Genomic DNA, 7,166 nt, shown 5'->3' on the forward strand with positions numbered 1-7,166 from the left:
GCCCAAGCCCCTGCTGCAAAAGAATTTCAGATGTCGAAAGAGACGGAAGGCCCGAAGAATGCGTCAGAAGGTGGTGAATCGTGATGGGGCCACTTTCGGCGCTACCATCGAAGGCGCCGATGTTGGGGGCGCCATCGGGAGTGCCTCCGGTTGCGCGAAGTTTCAAAGGGATATAGCGCCCGGCAGGGTCTTCCAGCGTCAGCGCGCCCCGTTCAGCAAGCAATAGAACGGCAGTAGCCACAAAAGCCTTGGTGCATGAACCAATTCCATACAAAGTGTCAGCAGTTGCGGGCAAAAATCGCTCGCGATCCCGCCAGCCAAAACCGCCTCCATACACGAGCTCATCATCTTTCATGACCGCGACACTGTAGCCAGGCGTTTTAGTTTCGTGCATGGCTTCGGGGATATACTGTTCTATAAATTGCGCAGCTCTTTGTGTTTCTGTCATCTGCATTTGCTTCTAGTCCTTCAATTGCCGAGTGTTTTTGTATTTTAGTATATGCACCGGGCGAACGCTATGTCGGGCGCGAGTAGAGAACTGATTTAAAGAATCTGCTTTCAAGGCCAGCAAAATAGGGCTTAATCAGGATATAGAGACGATATTCAATATTTATGCTTGGTTTCTTTTTATTTATACCAAAAACAGTTGACATTGGCATATGCCAATTATACAATTCTTTTCAGGAGGCAATATATGGCTGATACAAAGAAACAAGCTCTTTCCTTTGGAGCTGTTCTCGTCGTTTCTGCGGCTGTTTTCTCCGGACATTTTGGAGTGGGTGACACCATTTTCCCTGCAATGCTGGGAAGAACTACCGGAGCTTCGTGGTTTATAGCGGCGCTCGGCTATGGTGTCGTGAACAGCTTCATGGTGTTTTTGGCCTACCTTGCTATATCAAGGCAGAATTCTTCTCTTTTTGGCTTGACATCAATGGTTCTGGGCAAAGGCTTTGCGATTGCGTATACCACGATCGCCGTCCTCATCATGGGACCAGTCTTCATACTGCCGCGTGTCAGTTCTGCGACGCATGAGATGGCTGTTGCGCAATTTTTCCCGTCGATTCCCATTTGGGTAACCCTTCTTGTCTATTTTGCTCTCAATTATTATTTTGCCTATAACCGCTCCAAAGTCATAGACAGAATAGGCAAATATCTGGCCCCTGCACTTATTGTTTTCATGATTATCCTGGTTATCAAAGGAATCTTTGCTCCTCTGTCAGCGGTTGCCTCAACAGGATCGTCTACCGCCTTCAGCGACGGCATCATTAACGGTTACAATACAATGAACGCCCTGGGAGCATCGATTTTCGGAATCTGGATTATCAACGAACTCAAGCGACGGGGTATCGAAGATGCGAAATCCCGAAGTTCCACCATCATTACGATAGGTATTTTTGCTGCCCTTGCTCTTCTTCTTACTTCAACTGGTCTTACCTATCTGGGTGCATCTTCAGGCGGGCTCTTTCCGGATGCGGCAATCGGAGTTCTCTCTGTTAAAATAGCGGAAGGTCTCTTGGGATACTTTGGCAAAATAGTATTTGCTGTCATTATCGCGCTGGCCTGCATTACAACCTCCGTAGGCCTTACCTCGGCAGCAGGTGATACCTTCGAGCAGATGAGCGGAGGCAAAATCAAGTACAAATTTACTGTAGCAGCCAGCAGTATCATTGGTTTTTTGCTGGGTCTCATAGGTCTTTCCAAAATTGTGGGCTATACGGTTCCATGGCTGATGCTCATTTATCCTGCCCTTGTCATTATTATCATCATGTCACTCTTTACTGACTTTCTCAAAGTCAAGCTTGCTACCCAGGCAGGCGTTCTCGTAGCGATACTTTTCAGTATAGGCGATTTTCTGGCGGGTCTTGGCATCGCAAATACGCCTTTCTCGAAGCTGAATGCAGCAATGCCTCTAGGGAAACAAGGGCTCGCTTGGCTCTTCCCGTCTATTGCTGCCATTGTGGTATTCCAGATTATCGCTGTCATAGGCAGAGGGAAAAAAGCGCCAGATGAAGCGGTCAAACCGTAGGGGAGAGGGAGGCTCTATGAATACAATGGACATGCTGGACAACTTGTCGGTCAGGGTAGTGGCTGAAGATTCAGTGATGTATGAGAGCCCCTTTTGGGGTCAACATGGAATTTCGCTTTATGTGACCGCGAGTAAAGATGGTTTTGTAAGGCATATTCTGATAGATGTAGGCCAGAGTCACGAAGCACTTCTCCACAACATGAGACTTATGGGGATCGATCCAGCCAGTATCGATGCTATTGTGCTCACTCATTGCCACTATGATCATACTCAGGGTCTGGCGGAAGTGCTGAGGGCAATTGGAAAAACCGATATACCCGTTATTGCCCATCCGGATCTCTTCAGGCTCAATTTCATCGACAAGCCTTATTTACGGCATGTAGGGATAACGTCAGATGATGCAAAATCAAACCTGGAGAAAATTGGTGCAGCCTTTTTCCTCACGGCGGATCCTCTCCAGCTTATGCCCGGGCTTGCAACGACCGGATATATACAGCGCCAGACCGATTTCGAGGAAGTGGGCATACCGCTCAAGACAATCGATACGCAGAATCACCTTGTCCAGGATCCCATGAATGACGATATATCGGTCATCGGGGCCGTAAAAGGGAAAGGGATCGTCATACTTTCCGGATGCAGCCACGCCGGGATTGTCAACATAACAAAACATGCCATAGCCATGAGCGGTATTTCAGAAGTTACCTCGATTATTGGTGGATTGCACCTTGTTGAAGCGCCTATGGAGAGGATTGCAAAAACGGTGGATGCTCTCGATTCGCTCGTCGTTGGCTCGATCTACGCAGGGCACTGCACCGGGTTCAATGCCCAAGTCGAACTCAGAAAGAAATTCGGAACGCGATTCATGCCTCTGCAGACAGGGAATTATTTCGAATACCCATGAGTTTCGGAGAGGGAGGGGGGCTTTGCGTGCCGCGAAGTCTTCTGGCTATGCCTCTAAAGGCCTCTAAAGGGAGCTTTTTGAAGAAGATTTATTTTGACTGAAATCAACTGGGCAGGCATTTGAAATGGTGGTGATGAGCACAAACTGGGTGGATCCGGCGAATTCCTCGATAATCCTGTCGAAAGCTTTGAAGATCGTTGCACTCTCGCCATAGGTGATGCTGCTCATGGGGCCAACCTGCACAGGAAGCCCGAAGCTTTCGATAATGTTGACTGCTTTTTGTATGAAGGGTGAAATATGCGCTTCTCTTATTGGATACATGGAAAATTGTACTTCAATAAGCATTTTGTCACTTCCTTTGTTCAGCTTTTTTGCCTGTGCCGACAAGGAGAGCACCAAATGGCACAAGGTGGTGTCTCCCAAAATGTTCAATAGCATCTGCTCTCTCTAGAATGAAATTTGGAGGCGAAGGGCTTAAGAAAACCGTCGATTTTACCTCAACGTTATTCACATATGTTGAAAGAAACTTTTTCAGCTCTCTATACGAATAAAAATGTGCCTCATCATAAAGGCTTTTTTTGAATAGCCCTTTTACTCTGCGTGATATGCCATACAGGGACCAGAGGTTGAGCACTCCAACGGCAACGATGCCCGAGGGTTTGGTGACACGAACCATTTCCTGCAAAAAGCGCTCAGGCATTTTTGAAAATTCAATGGAGGTCATTGCAAGCACTACATCAAAAGAATTATCCGGATAGGGGATTGCTTCGCCTAAACCGTACTTTACTTCAAGACCACGCTTTTCGGCTATTGCACGCATTTTTGGGGAAGGTTCGATGCCCTCGACGTTTGCACCTCGCTTCTGGAACTCTATTGCAAAGAGCCCTGTGCCTATACCAATTTCAAGCAGATGGATGCCACTCAATGCAGGCAGCGAATTCAACAACAGATCCAGCTCGAATGCAAACACTTTCCTGCCGGCAGGCGTCAAAAACCAGCTATCGTATTCGTTGGCAAAATCATCAAACAGCACTTTTGGGTCTGTGACCGGAGATGATGATCCGGCTTCCATGTCCAGATTATGATTATTTGCATGATAACAGACAAGAGCTTGCGTTTTATATAGATGAGCGCGCAATCTTCCAGCAACGAACCCGAATACCGATCCATGCTTCGAGATTCGAGGTGAATTCGGCGAAAAGGTCTTGCCTGATTGAATTTCGAGCGCCCTCAACTTCAGGCTCTCTTCGAAAACCACATCGATTTCCGTTCCGATATTGTCGCGCCAGAAATAGATGTATGCTTGAATCGACTCTTTGGCAGAAACGATAGAGCGTGTTTTGTGCAAGTCGCTGAAATATAATGCATTATTACTTGATTTTACAATTTGTCAGTTGAAGTTACAAAACGTAATGAATACAAGGAAGGGAAAATTTCAATGGCGGTGCGGCTGGGATAAAAAAATTGAAATACCGGCCCTGCCTGCTGCCCAGCTTTCAGCATTTCAGTTTCTTTTCAAGAAAATCGAAAACCGAGCCGAGATCGGAAAACCTGAGGCTGGCGGCGGCATCGAGATGGGTCGCCATATCATTGACGATCACGAGCCTGCCGCCATGTTCGAGGGTATATTCCGGAAGGGTCGCGGCAGGGTAGACGAGCAGGGTCGAGCCGAGGACGAGGAGCAGATCGGCTGAGCGAGCTTCTTCTATTGCTTCGGCGAGCGCTTCTGCGGGCAGGCTTTCGCCGAAAAACGTGATATCCGGCTTGAGCACGGCGTCACATTTTTTGCACCGGGGAATATCTCCTGCGCGGACAATTGCGGCCACTTCGCTGAAGGTCATGGACCAGGCGCACCTCGGGCAATGATGCAAGGACGGAGAGCCATGGATTTCGATGACGCGACGGCTTCCTGCTTTCTGATGCAGTAGGTCAATATTCTGCGTGATAATGGCTTTCAAAATGCCCCGCTTTTCCAACTCCGCGAGGACCTTGTGAACGACCGAAGGCTTCTTGTCGCCCAGCCCGTAGATGAAGTCCTTGGTCATCTTGTAATAGAAGGAGGGGTCCTGCCTGAAAATGTCGATATCGAAGATCTTGTCAGCATCGGGGGTCTTGTAGAGGCCGTTCTTGCCGCGAAAATCGCGTATGCCGGAGAGGGTGCTCACCCCTGCGCCGGTGAACGCGACGCAATGGCGGGACGCGAGTAGCATGTCGTAGAGGGCCTGGAGGTTTTCGGGGCTGGCGCTGTCACAGTCGCGAGATATTTGTGATTGTGATGTCATATTGTCAGTATAACAAAAAGGCCCGCTGTTTGCAGGCCATTCATCGAGAGCGACCGACGGGAGTCGAACCCGCTTCACGAGCTTGGGAGGCTCGCCGGCGACCGTATCATCCAAAATCAGCACGAATCATTTCGTGCGTCAAGGATCATCTCCTTTCCCCAGCAGGGTCATGGTAATTCCCCCAGGGGTACTTGCCTTGTTACAATACGCTCAAAAGCAGCTGCCAAGCAAAATATTGCGAATACCCTGTGCTCTCCATTGCCAACGCCATGGCTTTAAATTCGCGAGCTTTATCTTTTAAAAGCAAAATAGACTTTTTATCTTTGTCCACGATCGCTGATGAAAAATGCTTATATCGCTTCTAGCTCCATCAACGCTCCGCTGCGATATTCATGAATGTCTGATCATACTCTTCTTTGCGCAAGATGGTGTCATAGAGCCCGATGTCCTCGCCTTCGTGCCTGTCGATGCCGACGTATCGCAGGCTGGCATCCTCATAGCGCTTGAACTTGTAGACCGCGTCGTTCATGAGGGCACTGTTGAAGACGCCGAGGCTTATCAGAAGCTCAAAATCCTTCACGGTGAGTCCGGTCACCTTTTTGAAGAGGCCTGGCTCCAGCTGGGTGATGACATCCTTGAGGGTGCGCTCGCGGTAATCGGTCAGGTACATGAAGGCGGGAATCCGCGTCGCAAATTTGATGAGCTTTTCCTGAATTTGCCTGCGCTTGCTCTTGTATTCTTTTTCTTCTTCGCTGAGCTTGAGTTTTTCTTCCTTGGCGAGCTGGCGATCGTTGGCCTCGCGCTTGAGTTTTTTGACTGCCTCGGATTTGTTGATGATGGTCTCGATGTCCTGGTTCAGACTGCGGAAGCCTTCGATGCTCATAAGTGCCCGCATGGCTTCTTCATTGCTCATGAGCCGGCGCAGGGTATCGTTGTCTACATTTACCAGGAGGGCGCTTTCCTAGCGGCGGGCGAGCAGGGTGGCGGTGGTACCACTCATCGACATGTCGAGAATGCCTGCGGCATCGATGCGTTTCATGGAGCTGCCGTCATAGGCCAGCACCGGCAGGAAGCTGATGAATTCCTCGACCTTCTTCTCAGGGTTGGCTTCGTTGACATCCAGACGGCAGGCATAGTCGGCAATCTGCCTCAGGGCACGGTCAGGCGCAAAATCGAAGACGTAGCATTCCTCCTTGAGAATCAGCTCCTCGTTCGGCGATTGCCCGTCCGGATTCTTGAGCGTCCAAGGCGATTGCACCCGGAATGCAGCCTGGAAATAGGTTTCCGGGCTTGAGGAGTTGCGCAGCATGAAAATGCCGGTCCAGGGTCGAACCGTCACGCCGGTAGTCAGTTTTCCGCAGGAGAGCGTAATGGTCTTCGTCTTGAGGGGATCATCCATCGCCTTCAGTACCGGTTCCAGTGCCGCGACTCCGATTCCGGCAGCATTACCTGCGGCCACAACGACGGTGTAATCGTGATAGAACTTGTTCTGCCGTTGCGCCATAAGGTTGCGCATGGCATAACAGGACGCCACGCTTGGAAGGAACCATAGGGTATGGGTTAGCACATTAAGCAGCCGCGCATCGGAATATGGAAACGGCGGCTTTCTGGCCCCCATTTTCAGATTGTCCACCGTAGTTTCCAGAAATGATCCACGAATAAGGTCGAGCCACTTTTGAACTTCGTTTTCGTACTTAAATCGCGCGTCCTTTCCGATCCCCTCGGCGCGGAAAAACTCGTTCAGGTCAAACTCGTTGAACTCGCCAGAAGCGATGGCGCGGAATGGCGTGCCGGAAAGATAGAGGTTAGAGTGATCAGTGAAAACCGTGCCGCGGCTCATAGGCATAGATGGAGGGGATGTACGTCGAGGCGCGGAGGAAAGAATTCCTTACTCATCGATCAATACTCTTTTCAGCACACCAGATTTGTCTTTACCGAGTGCAAGCGATGCAACAGC

At 49.6% G+C, this 7,166-nt stretch carries 9 protein-coding genes; 2 read left to right on the top strand and 7 right to left on the bottom strand.

The window, feature by feature from the left end; all coding sequences use genetic code 11:
• The coding region (locus GAP13_RS12165; RefSeq protein ID WP_158907418.1) for a serine hydrolase domain-containing protein at positions 1-448 on the bottom strand (448 nt) is incomplete at its 3' end.
• Positions 449-694: 246 nt separating this feature from the next.
• On the opposite strand from GAP13_RS12165, the gene GAP13_RS12170 reads away from it, so the two are divergent.
• Positions 695-2,026 (top strand): branched-chain amino acid transport system II carrier protein, encoded by a 1,332-nt coding sequence (locus GAP13_RS12170; protein WP_158908578.1) that lies wholly within the window; start codon positions 695-697, stop codon positions 2,024-2,026.
• 16 nt (positions 2,027-2,042) lie between these two features.
• Entirely contained in the window at positions 2,043-2,927 is an 885-nt protein-coding gene (locus GAP13_RS12175; protein WP_241864304.1) for an MBL fold metallo-hydrolase, read from the top strand.
• Between the two features lie 63 nt (positions 2,928-2,990).
• On the opposite strand, the gene GAP13_RS12180 is transcribed toward GAP13_RS12175, so the two are convergent.
• The 6 genes from GAP13_RS12180 to GAP13_RS13130 form a co-directional block, all read right to left on the bottom strand.
• The gene (locus tag GAP13_RS12180) at positions 2,991-3,272 is read right to left on the bottom strand and encodes a YkoF family thiamine/hydroxymethylpyrimidine-binding protein (RefSeq protein WP_158907422.1); all 282 of its coding nucleotides are present in this window, start codon (positions 3,270-3,272) and stop codon (positions 2,991-2,993) included.
• Between the two features lie 4 nt (positions 3,273-3,276).
• Complete coding sequence (locus GAP13_RS12185; RefSeq protein ID WP_222126168.1) at positions 3,277-4,275, bottom strand: class I SAM-dependent methyltransferase; 999 nt, start codon at positions 4,273-4,275, stop codon at positions 3,277-3,279.
• Between the two features lie 148 nt (positions 4,276-4,423).
• Positions 4,424-5,137, bottom strand: coding sequence for a Sir2 family NAD-dependent protein deacetylase (locus GAP13_RS12190; protein WP_158907504.1), 714 nt, complete (start codon positions 5,135-5,137; stop codon positions 4,424-4,426).
• A gap of 271 nt (positions 5,138-5,408) precedes the next feature.
• The gene (locus GAP13_RS13270; RefSeq protein ID WP_306769195.1) at positions 5,409-5,540 is read right to left on the bottom strand and encodes a hypothetical protein; all 132 of its coding nucleotides are present in this window, start codon (positions 5,538-5,540) and stop codon (positions 5,409-5,411) included.
• 39 nt (positions 5,541-5,579) lie between these two features.
• Entirely contained in the window at positions 5,580-6,122 is a 543-nt protein-coding gene (locus tag GAP13_RS13125; RefSeq protein WP_222126169.1) for a hypothetical protein, read from the bottom strand.
• 48 nt (positions 6,123-6,170) lie between these two features.
• Positions 6,171-7,049, bottom strand: a complete 879-nt coding sequence (locus GAP13_RS13130) for a DEAD/DEAH box helicase (protein ID WP_222126170.1) — start codon at positions 7,047-7,049, stop codon at positions 6,171-6,173.
• Between the last annotated feature and the right edge of the window lie 117 nt (positions 7,050-7,166).

The organism is Rectinema subterraneum (assembly GCA_009768935.1).
Classification (GTDB): Bacteria; Spirochaetota; Spirochaetia; order Treponematales; family Rectinemataceae; genus Rectinema; species Rectinema subterraneum.